19 protein-coding genes are annotated in these 15861 nt (G+C 62.8%); 6 read left to right on the plus strand and 13 right to left on the minus strand.

All coding sequences use genetic code 11. The features are described from left to right. Positions 1-9: 9 nt before the first annotated feature. From ACOYR4_RS14040 to ACOYR4_RS14055, 4 genes are read right to left on the minus strand one after another with little or no spacing between them, the layout of a single operon-like run. A complete protein-coding gene (locus ACOYR4_RS14040; protein ID WP_422847025.1) occupies positions 10-1293 on the minus strand; it encodes a hypothetical protein in 1284 nt (427 codons plus the stop codon). Positions 1294-1306: 13 nt separating this feature from the next. Then, positions 1307-2122 (minus strand): TIGR02391 family protein, encoded by an 816-nt coding sequence (locus ACOYR4_RS14045; protein WP_422847026.1) that lies wholly within the window; start codon positions 2120-2122, stop codon positions 1307-1309. A gap of 19 nt (positions 2123-2141) precedes the next feature. Then, positions 2142-2621 (minus strand): hypothetical protein, encoded by a 480-nt coding sequence (locus ACOYR4_RS14050; RefSeq protein ID WP_422847027.1) that lies wholly within the window; start codon positions 2619-2621, stop codon positions 2142-2144. A gap of 12 nt (positions 2622-2633) precedes the next feature. Next, positions 2634-3572 carry a hypothetical protein gene (locus ACOYR4_RS14055; RefSeq protein WP_422847028.1) on the minus strand — a complete coding sequence of 313 codons (939 nt, stop codon included), beginning with the start codon at positions 3570-3572 and terminating at the stop codon, positions 2634-2636. Between the two features lie 136 nt (positions 3573-3708). Here ACOYR4_RS14055 and ACOYR4_RS14060 point away from each other — a divergent pair, with 136 nt between their 5' ends. Beyond that, entirely contained in the window at positions 3709-4089 is a 381-nt protein-coding gene (locus ACOYR4_RS14060) for a helix-turn-helix transcriptional regulator (RefSeq protein ID WP_422847029.1), read from the plus strand. A 269-nt stretch (positions 4090-4358) separates the two neighbouring features. Here ACOYR4_RS14060 and ACOYR4_RS14065 read toward each other — a convergent pair whose 3' ends face one another. From ACOYR4_RS14065 to guaB, 7 genes are all read right to left on the minus strand, one after another. Continuing rightward, positions 4359-5306, minus strand: a complete 948-nt coding sequence (locus tag ACOYR4_RS14065) for a nucleotidyl transferase AbiEii/AbiGii toxin family protein (protein ID WP_422847030.1) — start codon at positions 5304-5306, stop codon at positions 4359-4361. Then, a complete protein-coding gene (locus tag ACOYR4_RS14070) occupies positions 5290-6111 on the minus strand; it encodes a type IV toxin-antitoxin system AbiEi family antitoxin domain-containing protein (RefSeq protein ID WP_422849666.1) in 822 nt (273 codons plus the stop codon). Before ACOYR4_RS14070 ends, ACOYR4_RS14065 begins: the two co-directional genes overlap by 17 nt. Before the next feature lie 155 nt (positions 6112-6266). After that, on the minus strand, positions 6267-7523 hold the full coding sequence (locus ACOYR4_RS14075) for a tyrosine-type recombinase/integrase (RefSeq protein WP_422847031.1): 1257 nt from the start codon (positions 7521-7523) through the stop codon (positions 6267-6269). Positions 7524-7824: 301 nt separating this feature from the next. Continuing rightward, on the minus strand, positions 7825-9441 hold the full coding sequence (gene guaA / locus ACOYR4_RS14080; RefSeq protein WP_422847032.1) for a glutamine-hydrolyzing GMP synthase: 1617 nt from the start codon (positions 9439-9441) through the stop codon (positions 7825-7827). 12 nt (positions 9442-9453) lie between these two features. Beyond that, a complete protein-coding gene (locus tag ACOYR4_RS14085; RefSeq protein ID WP_056063857.1) occupies positions 9454-9888 on the minus strand; it encodes a type II toxin-antitoxin system VapC family toxin in 435 nt (144 codons plus the stop codon). Further along, on the minus strand, positions 9885-10142 hold the full coding sequence (locus ACOYR4_RS14090; protein ID WP_110961258.1) for a type II toxin-antitoxin system Phd/YefM family antitoxin: 258 nt from the start codon (positions 10140-10142) through the stop codon (positions 9885-9887). The genes ACOYR4_RS14085 and ACOYR4_RS14090 overlap by 4 nt, the downstream gene beginning before the upstream one ends. A 92-nt stretch (positions 10143-10234) precedes the next feature. Then, positions 10235-11710 carry an IMP dehydrogenase gene (gene guaB / locus ACOYR4_RS14095; RefSeq protein WP_015014639.1) on the minus strand — a complete coding sequence of 492 codons (1476 nt, stop codon included), beginning with the start codon at positions 11708-11710 and terminating at the stop codon, positions 10235-10237. A gap of 108 nt (positions 11711-11818) precedes the next feature. Here guaB and ACOYR4_RS14100 point away from each other — a divergent pair, with 108 nt between their 5' ends. Next, positions 11819-12343, plus strand: coding sequence for a DUF4124 domain-containing protein (locus ACOYR4_RS14100; RefSeq protein ID WP_422847033.1), 525 nt, complete (start codon positions 11819-11821; stop codon positions 12341-12343). Positions 12344-12394: 51 nt separating this feature from the next. Here ACOYR4_RS14100 and ACOYR4_RS14105 read toward each other — a convergent pair whose 3' ends face one another. Both ACOYR4_RS14105 and ACOYR4_RS14110 read right to left on the minus strand, forming a co-directional pair. Beyond that, positions 12395-12742 carry an RnfH family protein gene (locus ACOYR4_RS14105; RefSeq protein WP_422847034.1) on the minus strand — a complete coding sequence of 116 codons (348 nt, stop codon included), beginning with the start codon at positions 12740-12742 and terminating at the stop codon, positions 12395-12397. Next, positions 12735-13175 carry a type II toxin-antitoxin system RatA family toxin gene (locus ACOYR4_RS14110; protein WP_015014642.1) on the minus strand — a complete coding sequence of 147 codons (441 nt, stop codon included), beginning with the start codon at positions 13173-13175 and terminating at the stop codon, positions 12735-12737. The genes ACOYR4_RS14105 and ACOYR4_RS14110 overlap by 8 nt, the downstream gene beginning before the upstream one ends. Positions 13176-13304: 129 nt before the next feature. On the opposite strand from ACOYR4_RS14110, the gene smpB reads away from it, so the two are divergent. From smpB to ACOYR4_RS14130, 4 genes are all read left to right on the plus strand, one after another. After that, positions 13305-13778, plus strand: a complete 474-nt coding sequence (gene smpB, locus ACOYR4_RS14115; RefSeq protein WP_060983841.1) for an SsrA-binding protein SmpB — start codon at positions 13305-13307, stop codon at positions 13776-13778. Positions 13779-13922: 144 nt separating this feature from the next. Then, positions 13923-14294, plus strand: a complete 372-nt coding sequence (locus ACOYR4_RS14120) for a hypothetical protein (RefSeq protein ID WP_422847035.1) — start codon at positions 13923-13925, stop codon at positions 14292-14294. A 34-nt stretch (positions 14295-14328) separates the two neighbouring features. Further along, positions 14329-14880 (plus strand): RNA polymerase sigma factor, encoded by a 552-nt coding sequence (locus ACOYR4_RS14125; RefSeq protein WP_422847036.1) that lies wholly within the window; start codon positions 14329-14331, stop codon positions 14878-14880. A gap of 22 nt (positions 14881-14902) precedes the next feature. Then, positions 14903-15811: an anti-sigma factor gene (locus ACOYR4_RS14130; RefSeq protein WP_422847037.1), complete on the plus strand. Its 909-nt coding sequence runs from the start codon at positions 14903-14905 to the stop codon at positions 15809-15811. The last annotated feature ends 50 nt before the right edge of the window (positions 15812-15861 follow it).

The following is a 15861-nucleotide window of genomic DNA, read 5'->3' on the forward strand; positions in this document are numbered from 1 at the left end:
TCAAGTCGGTCACGCTTCTTGGCTGGCAGCCGCGTGATTGCGATGCAAATCAGAGACCACAGCGATCAACCTGTTGATCGGTTCGGCCAGCCGCTTTGGTAATACGCGGTGCTGGGTATGGGTTTTCAGGTCGGCGATCCAGCGATGCGCAACCCACACGTCATCTTCGGGATGGTTGTTGTCCACGCCGTTGCAATACTTGTAGCCAACGAGCGCATCAGTGTGCGACAGCAGGATGCGCGCCATCGTCATGTGGAAGCGATGAGCCTGGAGATCCGCCGGGCCTTTGGGACGCGGCAGGGTCAGCCGTAGGCATCGCTGGCCGTTGAACTCACTCCAGTCAGGGCCAACCACCTGCCCTGCGCGTTCCAGCATCTTGCGCGACTGCTCGTTCTTGCCATTGACCAAAGCAACGGCGACCGTACCCTTCGGGTACTCCAGCTTTTCGGCGAGCAGGTTCATCCAGCGCACCAACTTGTTCAGGGTCTCATTGTCGGCAAACACAAGGAACTGATGGCGCTGCTCGTCGTCCAGAAACGCCGGCAATTGCGCGTAGAGGGGGTACAGCAGGTCGTGGAGATAGATGTAGGTCTGCCGACGTCCTTGCTCGTGGCTCCGCGTGGTCGCGGTCAATACCTGCTGAGCCCACTCGGGCGTGAGTTCGTCCAGCCTCATCTCGGTGATGTCGATGGAGATCAGCGGAAATCCGAGCGACTTCCCGATCAGCGCCTTCCGCCCGTCAAAGGCGTGGCCGAGTTCAATTTCAACGCCGCCCAGCACCATCGGCTCGGCCTGGACCGGCGGCCCGAGCACAGCCACGTCAAGCCGGAATTTGCTGCCGAAGGGCGTCTCCAGGGGATGCTCGGTTGCCACCTGGTCGGCGCCGAGCAACAAGTTGCCTTCCAGCGGATAGTCCGACGCATCCGCATCCTTGAACGCCCACGGCATCGCAAGCCCGGCATGCAGGCGTCGTGAGAGTTCAGCCGCGACAAGTTCTTTCGCCCGCCGGTGTTCAGGGCTTTCCTGCACGGCGCGCCACCGGCTGGACTCTTCATCGTCGAAGTGCGCTTTGGGGTTGAAGGTGTGCTGGGCAGGAAGCACCCGGAAATGGGAGCGCCGACGCAACTTCCCACTCTCGAAGGAAGGACTGACCCACGTCACCATCTGCCGTGATGCGCCGGGAGATACCAGGGGCCACAGCTTGCGCGCATGTTCCCGACTGCGAACGTCGCGCGCGGCGATCGTGGTCTGGAAAATCCCTTTTCGAGAGAAGACAACGATCGCCTCGTCCATTCCTGTCTCTCCCTTACGGCGATACGGCCGCTAATTTCGTGGTGCCATCCAGCTTGCGGTGAATCAGCGATACCAGCGTCAGGATGTCCAGTGCGTCCTGTTCGGACATGGGCCAATTCGTCTTGGGCGCATGGGCCAGCGGATTGCGCACAGCACCAAATAGGCCGATCAGCAAGTTGGCAAAGCCTTTCTGCTCGCTCTTTTCGGACTCGGTGGTGAGCGGTCCCAAGGCGAGAACGGGTTGCTGGCCTGCGAATGCCTTGTTCACCAAGTCCGCGCCATCGCCGTTCAGGCCCGACAACAGGCGAATCCGCTCCGCAACACCTTTCGTTGCCTCGAACACGGCATGGAAGTAGTTCTCGTCCAGCAACTCGGCGCGGCAGTAGTTCAGCACTTCCGCATGGACGACGCGGCTTTCCAGCGCGGCCTTGAGTCGTCCCGCGCGGGCGCGAGCGGCATCAAGCGTCGTGGCCTTGTCGGCGTACCCGACCTTGCCGTCGTCTCGCACGTAGAAACCGGAGAAGGCAAGGACGACATTGAGTTCGTCGCGCCGCCAGGCGAACGTCGCGGGATCGCGGGCATAGCTCACCGGGTTCATCGCGCGATTGATGAACATGATGAGATGGTTGCCGATTTGGTGGTGGTTTTGCGCGCCGGCCAGCGCATTGAACAACCGCTTCCACTTGGTCATGCCGGGCGACGTGTCGGCAATCTCGATTTCTTGCAGCAGGCGTTCGATCTGCGTGCCGCTCAGGCCACGCTCGGTATCGGCGAGCACGCGGCACGCAGCTTCAAGGTGCTGTGAGCTGAACGGTGGAATGCGTGTCATGAGTTTTCCCTGTTACCTCTCAAGCCCATTCAAGCATGGTGATGACCGCCCGCCCCTCGGTTCCAACCTCCACAAACAGGGCATGCTCGTAGCCAAGCTGCTGCTTATAGCCCCGAAGTTTCCGAAGGTCGATCTGCCGGTCAACACGGCTCGTTGACTTCTTGAACTCCAAGACCAGATAGTTGTTTCTCGTGCCCCGTCGATGAACGATCACATCTGGAAATACGGTCTTCGCCTCATCATCCTCGCTGTCCGGATACAGCTCCAGATGTCCGAGCCTCTTCGGCTCAGCGCCATCCCGGTTGTATTCGCAATCTACGGTCCAATCAGGAAAATGCCGTTGGAGATACATCGCGAAGCGAAAGGTGATGGATCGTTCGTTGGCGTCGATACCGAGCAAGTCACGGTCATTGACCAGTAGTTCGGACAACGCGCGAGCCACGGCCTCGCCTGGCGGATGGTGATTGAGATACTGAATTTGTTCTTCGGACAATGCCATTTCCATGCTCGCCTACTGAAGACTCACGTCAAAGGGCGCATACACCGATCGAAACATCGTCAGAATTTTCCGTCTGGCTTCGTCCAGTTCTTCGGCAACGCGATGCGTGAGCATGTACGTGGGGCAATTCGGCTGACCGCATCCACAATGCCTGATCTCACCTTCCTTGAGATGGGTCACAAAGATGCGGCGCAGCTCATCGACTTGACGAACTACCTTTGCAAGCACTGCCTGGATGCGTTGATCTCGAAGATGATGGATCGAGGGGATACGCCTGATCTCGTCTCCCTCGCGCGTCCGCCAAACGCCGGTGTTGAGTGCGCCAATGGTGTCTTCGATCGCCTGCTGAAAGGCAGGCAGGGAGCTTTCCTGCTGAAACGGTGTCCGAAAGACCGGGCGATCGAACACGGCCGCCATCAACTGCAGTACATCGGCATCCGAGAGATCGGGGAAGTCGTCCACAAACTTTCGGATCTCCATCTCAGCGTCGGGAAACTCGATGCCATGGACGAAACGATGCAGCAGGTACTCGGCGCGAAGCCGCAGGTTCTCCTCGAATTCCACGCCTGACCATATCGTCACATGCGCAACCCCGAGGGATGCCGCGGCTTGCTCGATCCGAGTTCGGCTGACGTCCGAAACAGGGCCACGAGAGACGAACTTGAAAGCATTCGGCGCCCCGCCAGCGGCTTTGACCGCCTTGGACATATCGCCCTTGGCCTTCGCTAGGGTCAGCGTGTCCCGGTTCGCGCATTGGATGATGGTCTTGCGTGCCGGCTGGTCGTCGAATGGCTCGATACCCGCGATGTCCCGCCCTTGGTCGCCTCCCGATTGGCCATGCCAGATCAGGTCACGCCAGCCAGCGCGCACGTGGTATGCAAAGACAAGGCGCTCAAACTGGATGCCGCTGTAGTCCTCGAAATGAATCGGAGAAACCGTTATCGTCGCCATACCCTCCCCCTTTTCCTTGGCTATTTGTCTTCAGTACGCCTCTCTACGCTCCAGTGAGTTCCCGCGATAGCCATTGAAAGCCACCATGTCGTCATGCGGTGGCAACTCATATCGCCGGACAACCACGGAGTTCGACATGGAGAATAACCCGACAGGAAACATAGGCCGAGTCAACGGTACCGAGATGCGCTCGCCGTCCGCCCTCCCCCTGCCCGGCTCGATCGCCTACGGCAATCTCCCCCAGTTCCCGAAGCACGGCGTTTTGCCCTTCCGCCGCACCATCCGCCGCCACGAACTGCACCAGATCGTGCCTCTGGCCGAGACGACGATCTATGAAATGGAACAGCGCGGCGAATTCCCACGCCGCTTCCGCCTCACCGCCCGTTGCGTCGTTTGGGACTTGGAAGAAGTCGAAGCCTGGATCGAAGGCCGCAAGCAAGCCTCTCGATCAGCGAAGACCAACTCGTCCAGCGGACCGGACGTGAGGCTGCGCCGACACCGCCCTGTTCGAGGATGACGTCACCATCAAATGCTTGTCCACCCGGACCAGTACCGCCCCGGGCAGCGCCTGTGCCATCTGCGCCGTGGCAAGCGTGACCGCAGCATCGTGGTCGCTCGCCTCCCTGCTGAAAGCCAAGTCGAAATGACCCGGCCGCCCCCAGCCGACCGTGGCATCGGTGCAGTCGCTGTTCGCCACTTGGCGAAGGACGTCCTCCTGCGACCCCATGCCCGAGTCCAGTGCATAGACCAGTGTGAAATCGTGAACCATCGCGGCAGCCTCCTTCGTCATCTGGCACCGGCGATCCGCGCCAGCGTTTCGTCAAGCTGCTGGCGATCTGCCGCACGCTTGGCCACCGTGCGCTGAGCCAGGTTGTGGAGCTTGCGTCGCACACCTGGCAACTCGGCCGCATGCGCAAGTCCGATCAAACCGAAATCCGGCTGCTCATCCTCGACGGATTCCAGAAAGGCACATGACGGTGCATTCAGCCAATGCGCTACGCGTGCCAACAGGCGCTCACGGCTCTCCAGCAACGTAGCCACACCGATAGGCTCGGCCGTCATACCCTTAAAATGGGCCTCGAAGGTGGCCAAGAAATCCGCAGGCACGCGCGGCGTCAGCATCTCCCATGCGGGCTTGGGACTGCACGTCAGGTACACGAGGAAGGTGCGCCAGAGCGCCTCGTCCGCACGGTCGTCCTGCAACAGCAGGCCGACATCGAAAAGGTCGCGTGGATGCTGCCGCGACAACGCTGCCGCGAGCTTGCCGGCGTAGAGGTCGGCAAAGTCCAGAACCTGCACCTCGGCGAAGCCGAACGCATCTTCCACCCGTGGCCGCACGACCATGGTTCGCACCGGATGCACCGTGCCGCGCATCACCGGCGTCGTCTCGATCTGCACGCGTGCACGGTTGCGGCTGGCCACCAAGCGAGTGACCGCCCCGCCCTCACCCGCCGAGGTCTGCACCTGCAATTGCAAAGGCCGGGCGCGCAGTACATCCGCCAGTCGCCCCAGTGCTTCGGCGATCAGCCTCGCGTCCTCGGCATAGTCATGCACAGGCAGCCAGGCCAGGTCGATATCCACCGACAGGCGCGGCAGATCGTGCTCGAACAGGTTGATGGCGGTGCCGCCCTTTAGCGCAAAGCGTTGCTCCTGCGCCAGCACCGGCAGGATTTCGACCAGCAGCCGCACGCGGTCGGTGTAGCGCCGGTCCCATTGGTCAAGCCAGGTGCTCATCGAGGTCTCCCGGCAAGGTGATCTGGTAGGTCGGATGCAAGCGCCCACCGGGCACCAGCGCACGCTTGCCCCGACCCAGATCGACATCCTCCAGCGACACGTGCGCCAGCCACGCATGCCGGTGGCGATCGGCCAGGGCCAAGAACAACCGTTTCGCCTTGATGCTGCGGCAGCAGCGCAGCAGCAGGCCGACGCGCTGCGGCCGCAGCGTGGTCATGGCCTGCATCAGCGCATCGACCTCGTAGACCCCAGCCGCATCCGAAACGCTGTCGCACAGTTCCAGCATGGCACGCTCGGGCGTCGAGCAAACCAGCGCATCAGTCCCAGGTGCTGCTGAATGCCAAGCCAGACCCGCTTCCGACAACGCCTTCTCGGAGACTTCCGCAGTGACAGGCACGACCTGGAGATCGAGCGGACCCTTGCCCTGGTACTCGAAGCGCAGCTCCAGCGACAGCTTGCCCAACCAGCCCGGCGGTTGCTGTGGCCCATACAGCGTGATCACCCCGGCATCGCCCAGACGCAAGTAGTGCTCGTGTCCCTGCAGGGCCAGTGCGAAATGTCCCCCGACGTGCAGCGGCATGCCCTCGCCGATCTGCAGGCTGCGGACCACCCCATCCCATTGCAGCCGCCCGCCCCTGCGCATGTAGACGCCACGCGCTGGCGACACCAGCCAGCCGCTGCTCACATAGCGCGCCACCAGGCTGTTGGAGTAGCCGTGCGCTCGTAGCCATCGGCTTGACACCAAGCGGGTATCGCCCAGTTCGGCCAACAAGTGGTTTAGTTTTCCAGAATTTTGAGCATCCATAGTGCCCAAAATAACAGATTTATAAACCTTCGCCAAGTCCGACCAGTTTGATAAGGGCTTGAAAAGATCACCCAGAGTGATCTTTTCGCCATGTGCACAAACCTTGCCCTGGGCGTCGACGGAGAGTACCGATGAGGGCATCATGCGGCCCTCCCTTACAAAGCCGCGCTGAGCACCGGCACGACCACGTTGTCCGGCATCAGCTTCGGCACGTAGGTCTGCCCGTCGATCCAGTGATCGACCATGTTGGCCCACTCCTGCAGCATGTGGCGCCGCTGCTCGGCGTACTCGGCCTTGTTGTAGATCGAGCGCGAGGAACGCCCTTCTTCGTGCGCAAGGCATTTCTCGATCCAGTCTCGGTTGAACCCGATCTCGTTGAGCAACGTCGAACCTGTACGGCGCAGATCGTGGACGGTGAACGGCTCCAGCGGCAGGCCTGCGGCCTTGGCCCGCTGCGCGACGATCTGCGTGACCCGGTTGAGGGTCGCGTGAGACATGCAATGGTCGGAGTCGTAGCGCGATGGCAGCACGAACTTCGAGCCGGCCGCGCAGGTGTGCAGCGCCACCAGGATGTCCAGCGCCTGGCGCGACAGGTAGACCACATGCGGGTTGCGCCCCTTCATCCGCTGCTTCGGAATGGTCCAGGTCGCGTTCTCGAAATCGACCTCGTCCCAGGTGGCCTCGATCAGCTCGCTCTTGCGCACAAGCGTCAGCAGGATCATTCGCAACGCCAGTCGAATGGTCGGATAGGTGGCCACCGACTCCATCTGCCGCGACATCAGGCGGATCTCCAGCGGCGACAAGGCGCGGTCCTTGGGCACGAAGGTCGCAATCGAGGCTGCGCCTACGTCGGCCGCTGGGTTGTCTACCTTCTCCCCATGCAGGATGGCGAAGGCATAGACCTGCTTCACGATGTCGCGGATATGCACTGCGGTGGCCGGGGCGCCCCGCCCTTTCACCTTGCCGCACAGGGCGCGCAAGTCGTCGGCGGTGATTTCGTTGAGCAGGCGGTTCTGGAAGGCCGGCAGGATGTCCCGATCGACGATGCTCTTGCGCATCGCTCGCGTGCTGTCGGCCATCCGGGCACCGGCCATCCACTGGGCGGTCATGTCGCCGAAGTTCTTGGCGGCGGTCAGGCGGCGCTTCTCGCGCTGCTTCTCATGCGCCGGGGACTTGCCCTGGGCGACGGCCTTCTTGGCGTCCAGCAGCTTTTCGCGGGCCATCGCGAGCGAAATGCCGGACGGCCCATACCGTCCAATGGTCAGCGTCTCGCGCCGGCCGTTGAGACGGTAATCGTAGCGGAAGGTGACGGTACCGGTGGTTGATACCGTTACGTACATGCCGTCGCGGTCGGAAGCCTTGTAAATCTTGGACTTAGGCTTGAGATTGCGTAGTGCGGTGTCGGTAAGCATCGAGATTTTTCCTCCTGTTCATGACGGCTTTTACCGTCAGGGGTCAGGAGACCTGCTGATGCTCGGAAAGCCGCATGAAACAAGCTTTCCTGAGGAGCGGTTTACCGTCAAAGACCGGTTTGGTCTGGATAGTAAACGGGAGGGTCTTAATCCGGCCTCCGGTTTCTACCGTCACCTCTACCGCCAATCCGTTTTGCTGGTCGGCGATAGCCACCGATAGCTGCCGTGACGTATTTCTTTCTAAATCAACACGTTACGACAGTTTTTCGATAGGTCACGATAGTCCCCGAAGGACCTGATTTCATTCCCACTCGATCGTCGCTGGTGGCTTGCTGCTCACGTCATATGTCACTCGGTTGATGCCACGCACTTCGTTGATGATGCGGCCCGAAACCTTTTTGAGCAGCGCGTAAGGCAGCTCGGCCCAGTCGGCGGTCATGAAGTCGCTGGTCTGCACAGCGCGCAGGGCCACCACGTAGTCATACGTGCGACCGTCGCCCATCACGCCCACGCTCTTGACGGGAAGGAACACGGTGAAGGCCTGGCTGGTGAGGTCGTACCAGGTCTTGCCGGTCGCTTCGTCCTTGAAGTTACGCAGCTCTTCGATGAAGATCGCGTCGGCGCGGCGCAGCAGGTCGGCGTATTCCTTCTTCACCTCGCCCAGGATACGCACGCCCAGGCCAGGGCCAGGGAAGGGGTGGCGGTAGACCATGTCGGGCGGCAAGCCCAGGGCTACGCCCAGTTCGCGCACTTCGTCCTTGAACAGGTCGCGCAGGGGTTCCAGCAGCTTCAGGCCCAGCTGCTCGGGCAGGCCGCCCACGTTGTGGTGGCTCTTGATGGTGACGGCCTTCTTGCTCTTGGCGCCGCCGCTTTCGATGACGTCAGGGTAGATCGTGCCCTGGGCCAAAAAGGTGGCGCCCTTGTGGCCACCGGTGCCGGCCTTGAGCTTGGCGGCTTCGGCCTTGAAAACGTCCACAAAGAGGCCGCCGATGATCTTGCGCTTTTGCTCAGGTTCGCTCACCCCGGCCAGCTTGCCTAGGAACAGGTCGCTCGCGTCCACGCGGATGACCTTGGCGTGCAGCTTGCCTTCGAACATGTCCATGACTATGTCGCCCTCGTTCAGGCGCAGCAGGCCGTGGTCCACAAACACGCAGGTGAGCTGGTCGCCAATGGCGCGGTGGATCAGAGCTGCCGCCACGGACGAATCCACGCCACCCGACAGGCCGAGGATCACTTCCTCATCGCCCACCTGTTCGCGGATCTTCTGCACGGCTTCTTCGATGTAGTCGCCCATGACCCAGTCGGCCCGAGTGCCGCAGATGCCCAGCACAAAACGCTCCAGCAAGGCGCGACCCTGCACGGTGTGCGTGACTTCGGGGTGGAACTGCACGGCATAGTAATGGCGGCTTTCGTCGGCCATGCCAGCAATGGGGCACGACGGTGTGGAGCACATGACCTTGAAGCCCGGAGGCAACGCCGTGACCTTATCGCCGTGGCTCATCCACACCTTGAGCATGCCGTGGCCTTCGGGGGTGGCGAAGTCTTCAATGCCCTTGAGCAGCTCGGTGTGGCCGTGCGCGCGCACTTCGGCGTAGCCAAATTCGCGGGTGTTGGAGCCTTCAACCTTGCCGCCCAGCTGCTGGGCCATGGTCTGCATGCCGTAGCAGATGCCCAGCACAGGGATGCCCAGCTCGAACACTGCATTGGGTGCCTTGTCGTCCACCTCGTACACGCTGGCGTGGCTGCCCGACAGGATCACGCCCTTGAGCGAGCCGTCCTTGGCGTAGTCACGGATCCATTCGTCGGTCACGTCGCAGGGGTGCACTTCGCAGTACACATGGGCCTCGCGCACGCGGCGGGCGATGAGCTGGGTGACTTGCGAGCCGAAATCGAGGATGAGGATTTTCTGGTGTTGCATGGTGGTGGTCCGTCAGAGGCTGGAGAGATCAAGAAGCGGGACGCCGCTGCGCTGGGCGGCAGCGATCTGGTGAGAATCAAAGGTGGCCAAAGGCAGGCGCAGCGAACGGGCCAGCCACAGGTACGCAGCATCAAAGGTGGGCAGACCGGTTTCCAATGCCACGTCGAGCACGGCCTTGTGCTGGGCAGGGGCCAGTTCGTGCAATTCAACGCGGTGCCGAATTGCTTCGAGCACGCCCCACAGGCCTTCGACGGAAGCGGCTGGAATGCGCCCGCTGTTCACACCGGTGGCCAGTATGTTGTGGCACTCCCAGTGCCAGAGGTTGGGCGCCTGCGGCTCGACCTCATCGCGGCGGATCAGGGCGTACAGGCGGCGGGTGTGTTCGCTGGCCGCGTCCGGCAACAACCAGGCGGCAGTGACCGAGGCATCAAGCACGAAAGCGGTCATGCAGTGCTCCGCCCTGCACGGCGCAAGCCGTCCACCGTCGTTGCCCCTGCGGGTTGAATGCTGGCATGCAACGCGTCCATCTGGCCCAGTTCGCGCGCAATCTGTTCGTCAGAAATCACTGGGCGGCGGCGCACCGGCAGCATGCGTACTACCTCTTTGCCGTGACGGGTGATGCGCACTTCCTCGCCCTGCTCGACCAGTTCGATCAAGGCAGAGAACCTGCTTTTGGCTTCGTAGATGCCAACGGACTGCATAAATAAAAAAGTCTGGCCTGAATGGTGAATTCAGACCAGACTATATCAGTCTGACCAGATTTTTTCAATCAGGCCAGATCGGCTTACAACGATCAGTCAGCGCGGTAGTTCGGCGCTTCTTTGGTGATCTGCACATCGTGCACGTGGCTTTCGCGGATACCAGCAGTGGTGATCTCGACGAACTCGGCCTTGTTGTTCATCTCTTCGATGGTGGCGCAGCCGCAGTAGCCCATGGATGCACGCACGCCGCCCGCCATCTGGTAGACGATGCTGACCATCGAGCCCTTGTAGGGCACACGGCCTTCGATGCCCTCGGGCACCAGCTTGTCGGCATTGGGGTTGCCCGTGCTCGATTCCTGGAAGTAGCGGTCAGCGCTGCCCTGCTGCATGGCGCCGATGGAGCCCATGCCGCGGTAGCTCTTATAGCTGCGGCCCTGGAACAGGATCACCTCGCCAGGTGCTTCTTCGGTGCCAGCAAACATGCCGCCCATCATCACGGTGCCAGCGCCAGCGGCCAGGGCCTTGGCGATGTCACCGCTGTAGCGGATGCCGCCGTCGGCAATCAGCGGCACGCCCGTGCCCTTGAGTGCCGTGGCCACGTTGTCGATGGCCATGATCTGGGGCACGCCCACGCCGGCCACGATGCGGGTGGTACAGATGGAGCCTGGGCCGATGCCGACCTTGACGGCATCAGCACCGGCCTCAACCAGTGCCAGCGCAGCGGCACCGGTGGCAATGTTGCCGCCGATCACGTCCACTTGCGGATAGTTCTGCTTGACCCACCGTACGCGGTCGATCACGCCCTTGCTGTGGCCGTGGGCCGTGTCCACCACGATGGCGTCTACGCCGGCCTTGACCAGCGCTTCGACGCGTTCTTCGGTGCCCTCGCCCACACCCACCGCAGCGCCTACGCGCAGGCGGCCTGCGGCATCGCGGGCCGCGTTGGGAAAGCTAGTCTGCTTGGTGATGTCCTTCACCGTGATCAGGCCCTTGAGTTCAAAGGCGTCGTTCACGACCAGGATGCGTTCGAGCTTGTGCTTGTTGAGCAGCGCCTTGGCCTGTGCAGGCGTGGTGCCCTCTTTTTCATTGACCGTGATGAGCTTCTCACGCGGGGTCATGATCTGGTGGACCTTGACGTCGTATCGGGTCTCAAACCGCAGGTCGCGGCCCGTGACGATACCGACCACCTTGCCACCGTCGCACACCGGGAAGCCCGAGATGCCCAGTTGCTCGGACAGCTGCAGCACCTGCAGCACGGTGTGCTCGGGGGTGATGACCACCGGATCGCGCAGCACGCCGGATTCGTAGCGCTTGACCTTGGCCACGTGGGCGGCCTGCTCTTGCGCCGTGAGGTTCTTGTGCACGATGCCAATGCCGCCCTCCTGGGCAATGGCTATGGCCAGGCGCGCTTCGGTCACGGTGTCCATGGCGGCGGACACGAGCGGCAGGTTCAGCTGGATATTGCGGGAGAGTTTCGTCGCGAGGGACGTGTCCTTGGGCAGGACCTGGGAGTACGCTGGCACCAGCAACACATCGTCGAAGGTGAGCGCTTTTCCAAGAAGGCGCATGAGAAAGCTCCAAAAAACGGATTGTACCCGCGCCGCATGTGGCGAAAACGCGCCCACCCATCTCCAACGCACTGGCGGGGGGGGAATCACATGGATAAACTTGTCCGAATGAAAATGCACAAGCTTCTCCTGCTGGCCGTGGCCTGCACCTGGGCCATGGGCGCGGCGGCGCAATGGCAGTGGACAGACAAAGACGGACGCAAGGTCTTCAGCGACCGCCCCCCGCCACCCGACATCCCTGAAAAAAGCATCCTGAAGCAGCCAGGCGGCAACCGTCCGGCACGTGCAGCGCCCCCTGCCGCACCCGCAGCCTCCGATGCAGCCCCTGCCGTGGCAGCAGCGCCCAAGGCCGCAGCCAGCGCTGCAGGCGCGGGCAAGGACAAGGAGCTGGAAGAAAAGAAGGCCCAGGCTGAGGCCGCAGAAGCCGCCAAGAAAAAGGCTGAAGACGAAAAGATCGCCAAGGCCAAAGCCGAAAACTGCACCCGCGCACGTGCGGCAAAAGCAGCGTTCGACGCAGGCAAGCCCATCACCCAAGCCAATGCCCAGGGCGAAAAAATCTTCCTGGACGGCCCCGCCCGCGCGGCAGAGGCCAAGCGCATCGACGAGATCGTCGCAAGCGACTGCGTACGCTGAGTTGTGAGTGACGTGCTGCTTCGGCCTCCCCCGCCGACCAGCACGTGGGATTCAGTAGCCCGACTTGCCCCCGGGCCTGCGCCGCGCAAACAGCCCGGTGGTGCGCGCGCCTTGGCGGGCAAAACGCTCCCGGCGCGCCACCTTGGGGTCCACCTTCAAGGGGCGGTAGATTTCCACACGGTCCAGGGGCTGCAGCACTGCATCCAGCTTGGCGGCACGGCCCCAGATGCCAACCGACGGCTCATCACCCGCCTCCACCCCACAGCTGGCGCGCAAGGCATCTGCCACGGTAGCGCCCACCGGTAAATCCAGCACCCATTCGCGCACCTCGCGCGGCGCCAAGCAGGCAACCACGGAGATAGCGAGGGTCGCCGGGACGCCGGGGCCTTTCTCAGCCATAGACCTGTTCCGCGCGCTTGACGAAGGCATCCACCATACTGCCCGCGATGCGGTCAAACACCGGCCCCACCAGCGCGGCCAATGCAGCGCTGTCAAACCCGTAGTTCAGCAGCAGCTCCACCTTGCACGCACGCTGCGTGCCGTCTCCCACGGGATGAAAGTGCCAGTCCCCGTCCAGCCGTGAAAACGGTCCTTTCACCAGATGCATCTGCACACGCTTGCCCGCCTCGTGCGTGTTGCGCGTGACGAAGGTCTGGCGAATGCCGCTGAACGCAATGCCCACCTCAGCGGTCATGCCCTCGCTGGTCTGCTCCAGCACCGCAGCGTGGTCGCACCAGGGCAGGAACTGCGGGTAGTGCTCCACCCCGGTGACCAGGGAAAACATCTCTTCGGGGCTGTACCAAATGAGGACGGACTTGTGGACGGTTTTCATGCAGGCAGTGGGCGCGCGGCTTTCGAAGGGGAAAGGCGGCCGGGGAAACTAGAATCACGGGTCTCTGAACGGCCACAATTGTATGTAGGGAGACCTTTTATCTCCCGCAGGGCGCCGCATCTGAACTACATGGCCAAAAAACCCGATCCCACATCCCGCATTGCCGACAACAAGAAAGCGGCCTACAACTACTTCTTTGAGGAGCGCCACGAGGCGGGCATGGTGCTGCACGGCTGGGAGGTCAAGGCGCTGCGCGAGGGGAAGGTGCAGCTGACCGATGGCTATGTGCTGATCCGCGATGGCGAACTGTTTCTGCTCGGCTGCCTGATCCACCCGCTCAAGACAGCGTCCACCCACGTCAACCCGGAATCGGCGCGCACCAAAAAGCTGCTGCTCAAGAAGGATGACATCAAACGGCTGATTGGCAAGGTCGAGCAAAAGGGCTACACCCTGGTGCCCGTCAATCTGCACTGGAAGAACGGCTTCGTGAAGTGCGAAATCGCACTGGCCAAGGGCAAGGCCGAGCACGACAAACGCGACACCATCAAGGACCGTGAAGGCAAGCGCGAAGTGGAACGCGCCATGAAGAGCCGCAGCCGCTGAGTCTGCTGCACGATGGGGTCTGTGCGTACACGGACCGCCCTTGAGATTTTTTTGCGACGCTGTGGAATAAACCGCCGCGTCCATGTGTTTGTCCCGGTGCAAGACAGCATTCGCCTTTGCCTGCACCACCCTCTGGAGAAACCCATGAAGAAACTGATCTCGATGACCACCCTCGTCGCAGCCATCGCCCTGGCTGGCTGCGCCACCATGGACAACTCGCCCGTGAAGACCATGGACGGCGTGCTGGTCGGCGCAAACGGCATGACCCTTTACACGTTTGACCGCGATGTGGCTGGCAGCGGCAAATCGGTGTGCAACGGCCCCTGCGCCACCAACTGGCCGCCGCTGATGGCCAGCAAGGCCCCGGGCGCTGACTACAGCGTGGTTACTCGCGACGATGGCAAGACCCAGCTGGCCTACAAGGGCAAACCGCTGTATTACTGGGCCAAGGACGCCAAGCCCGGGGACAAGACGGGCGACGGCGTGAACCAAGTCTGGCGCACCGCGCGGCCGTAACAAACCGGTCAGCGCACCCCAGGCTTCGCGCGGAATGAACCGCTCCCAGGTCATCGAACAGCTGCCCGCCCTGCGCCGCTACGCGCGGGTGCTGACAGGCGATGCCTGGGCGGCCGATGACCTGGTGCAGGACACGCTGGAGCGTGCCTGCAGCAAATGGCTGCTGTGGCGCACCGGAAGCGACCTGCGCGCATGGTTGTTCACCCTGATGCACAACCTGTACCTCAACCAGCGCCGCGCATTGCCCTCGCTGCAAGCCCTGGACATCGACGAAGTTCAAGATCAGCTGCCCGGCACTCCGTCCCGGTCGGACGATGCGCTGGACCTGGAGCGCTGTCTCCAGCGCCTGCCCGCCGACCAGCGGGCCGTGCTGTTGTTGGTGGCGATGGAGGACATGGGCTACGAAGACACGGCACGCATCCTGGGCATTCCGGTGGGCACCGTCATGTCACGCCTGTCGCGGGCCCGCACGCGCCTGCGCGTGCTCATGGACCGCGAACCCGCGTCAGGCCCTACAGCCGCCACCCAGCCAAGCTCCGTGACGGCCGCAGGCAGTACCACACCAGTGCTGCGCCGCCTCAAATAGCCCCCAGACCCGATCCCCCGCCATGGACCCCAAGCACCCTACCCCTCCACCGCGCGCTGAAGAAACCAGCGCCTGGCACGCCCTTGTGGACGGCCAGTTGACTCCTGCGCAGGCCCAGGCACTGCGCGAGCAACTGCGGGACGATGAGGAGGCCCAGGCCACGCTGGCCCACTGGCAGACGCAGCGGCAGCGGCTGCAGGCCCTGCACCAGGACCTGCTCCACGCCCCCGTGCCCGACGCCCTGCTGGCCGCAGCGCAGCGTGCCACCGACCGACGCGAGCAATACGCGCAATGGTGGCGCTGGGGTGGAATGGCGGCATCCGTGTTGCTGGCCTTTGTGCTGGGCTGGACGGGGCGCAGCCATTGGCCCGCCGGGATGTCCGGTCAAACCATCGCTGCGGGCCAGGGCACCACGCTGGTGGCCGCCGAACCGGCACAGCGCTTTGCACAACAGGCCTCGGTGGCCCATGCGGTTTACCAACCCGAAGTGCGCCACCCGGTAGAGGTCACTGCCGCCCAGCAAGACCACCTGGTGCAATGGCTGTCCAAGCGCCTGGACCGACCCCTCAAAGTCCCCGCGCTCGGTGCACAAGGCTATGAACTGGTGGGTGGCCGCTTGCTGCCGGGCGACACGGGCGTGCGCGCGCAGTTCATGTACCAGAATGGCGCCGGCCAGCGCATCACGCTGTACCTGGGCGCTCTGGCGCCGTCCTCGCCCCGCCCTGCGGGCGAAAACAAAGGCGGGGCACCACGAAGCAAGGAAACGCCGCTGGCGGCCGCTCCCGCTACCGCGTTCCAGTTCACACAGGAAGGCCCCGTACCGGGCTTTTACTGGACAGATGGGGGCTTTGGTTATGCGCTGAGCGGCCAGCTCTCGCGGCCCGATCTGCTGGCCCTGGCCACCGCCGTGTACCAGCAATTGAACCCATAAAAGCGGGAACATCGCAGTAGTCATGGCAGGCAGATCGCAGACCTCCCGGC

This window comes from Acidovorax sp. M14 (assembly GCF_049331375.1).
GTDB lineage: Bacteria > Pseudomonadota > Gammaproteobacteria > Burkholderiales > Burkholderiaceae_C > Acidovorax.